The following is a 1,783-nucleotide window of genomic DNA, read 5'->3' as shown; positions in this document are numbered from 1 at the left end:
AGTGGACCAAGACCGCCGACCAGATCCTCGATCGCATCTGCCGCTACTGCTCGCGCATCTCCGAACCAGATCACTAGACCGAATCCGGCACCGGTCCTGAGGTAGGCGCGCGGCAGCCCTCCCGTGGGGAGCCGGGAGGGCGACGAGCCCGGGATGGTCAAGGCCGGAGCCACACCGTAAACCCGCAGGCAGGCGGGATGGTAGGCATATGACAGAGCAAGATTCCGGATACGGGGCTTCTCTCCGTCGGTCAGCCCCAGTGATGGTCGCCAGCGTGCGCGACCGGAAGTAGGCAAACCGCATCGCCACTCTCGGCCGGACACAGCGTCTGATGCGTCCATTCCCGGCCGCCCTCGGCACTCCACTGCAACCACCAATGCGTCTGATCGTCAAAGGCGTGGTCCTGCGACTGCGCCAGGCCCACATGTGTGCCAGCGTGGCCGTCGACAAGAAGGCACTCCACCTCCAGGTCCACCTTGTATGCGGCGTCCGGGAGTTGCTCCAAGCGCGCCTTCTCATCCGGCGTGAGCACTGCAGCTTCGGTCGAGCAGTACAGCATTGGGTCCCCTCATGTCCGACAACGGGGCACCAGTGTGGCAGGGGGGAGTTGTTCGGTCCGGCGCTCGGCAACCGACCCGAACACGAGCAGCACATAACGTTCCCTTAGGTGGTGGTCTGTTGCTCCTGCCAGTCGAGGCGCAGCTTCCGGGACTTTGGCGTCGAGGCTGTCGGTGATGAAGGCGTGCCGTCATGTCTGGCGCGCGCGGGCCAGCCGTTCAGGTGCGCCGGATCGGGGCGGCGTGGCAGGACGGGGAGCTGGGGCTGCTCATCCTGCCGGGCGAGGTCGCGCAGTACGACGGCGCGCAGATGCGCATCGTGTCCTGCCCGATCGAGGCGGTCTCGCCTGCGCCGTGACGCCGGTCGCCCCGCATGCTTCCGGCCCCTCAACATCACATCGAGGGAGCAGGTGCGTTGGTAGCGGGGGCAGGATTCGAACCGTGCGACCTCTGGGTTATGAGTCCTCGGCGTACGGTGCCTGGATCGCTTCCGGGAAGGGAGCTCTGCCCTTCCAGGCGAGGTGCCAGGCAGGTCGTAGTAAACGAACTTCTGGAGCTTCATCGCGGTCATCGCCGGTCGGTCGAGCTCGCTCACGGCGTGCTTCTGCAGGATGTACTTGGCGACGTCAGAGCCGGATGTCCGGGACTCAGCCGTGGCTTCGGTCACCACCAGTGCCGGAACAGAAAGTCTCCGCGCGGCAACTCGCCGCGGCGGATGAGGTCGCCGAGGACCAGCCTCAGCGACGGCGAGAAGGCACGATCGGCGAAGAATCGGTCCTCGAACACGGTGTTCTCAAGGTCTCGCGTCGCCGGCGGGTTGGCCTCGACGGTGGCCGGCGCGCTCTCGTCGGCGACGCGGATGCTCAGCCAGTAGTCCAGCTGCGTCATGCCAGTCTTGTAGGCGCTCTCGCCGGTGCGGGAGTCCCGGCCCAGGTAGATCTCGGCGTCATCGAGGTCGCCGAGTGCCTGCAGGTAGTCCTCCTGGGAGGCGAGCTCGTAGAGCTTCACGCTGTCATTTCCAATGTGCTCGTCGTCCCGCTGGCATCCGCGCAGCGAGCTGTACGGCTTGCCGTAGATGCGCTCAGCGATGGCTTCGATCGGGATGTATCCGTTCTCGGCGGTCGCATAAGCAACATGTGGCTCCAGCACGTATTGATCAGAAACTCATGGGGTTCTCGTCCAGGACGTAGCGGACGTGTGGGCCGCCGAAGTAGCCGCGGACGATG

The 1,783-nt window shown here is 65.5% G+C and carries 3 protein-coding genes; 1 reads left to right on the top strand and 2 read right to left on the bottom strand.

Features of this window, described 5'->3' with window-relative positions; genetic code table 11:
• Positions 1 to 250 precede the first annotated feature (250 nt).
• Entirely contained in the window at positions 251 to 559 is a 309-nt protein-coding gene (locus tag MTF69_RS42595; RefSeq protein WP_243342202.1) for a hypothetical protein, read from the bottom strand.
• Between the two features lie 191 nt (positions 560 to 750).
• Here MTF69_RS42595 and MTF69_RS42590 point away from each other — a divergent pair, with 191 nt between their 5' ends.
• Complete coding sequence (locus tag MTF69_RS42590; protein WP_243342201.1) at positions 751 to 915, top strand: hypothetical protein; 165 nt, start codon at positions 751 to 753, stop codon at positions 913 to 915.
• Positions 916 to 1,220: 305 nt separating this feature from the next.
• On the opposite strand, the gene MTF69_RS42585 is transcribed toward MTF69_RS42590, so the two are convergent.
• Positions 1,221 to 1,706 (bottom strand): hypothetical protein, encoded by a 486-nt coding sequence (locus MTF69_RS42585; protein ID WP_243342200.1) that lies wholly within the window; start codon positions 1,704 to 1,706, stop codon positions 1,221 to 1,223.
• Positions 1,707 to 1,783 lie beyond the last annotated feature (77 nt).

This window comes from Streptomyces sp. AP-93 (assembly GCF_022808175.1).
Taxonomy (GTDB): domain Bacteria; phylum Actinomycetota; class Actinomycetes; order Streptomycetales; family Streptomycetaceae; genus Streptomyces.
This window is presented reverse-complemented; position numbering and strand designations above follow the sequence as displayed.

Bases quoted from the DNA above. Each gene is read 5' to 3' on its own strand.
- MTF69_RS42595 (WP_243342202.1), bottom strand. From the start codon at position 559: ATGCTGTACTGCTCGACCGAAGCTGCAGTGCTCACGCCGGATGAGAAG.
- MTF69_RS42590 (WP_243342201.1), top strand. From the start codon at position 751: ATGTCTGGCGCGCGCGGGCCAGCCGTTCAGGTGCGCCGGATCGGGGCG.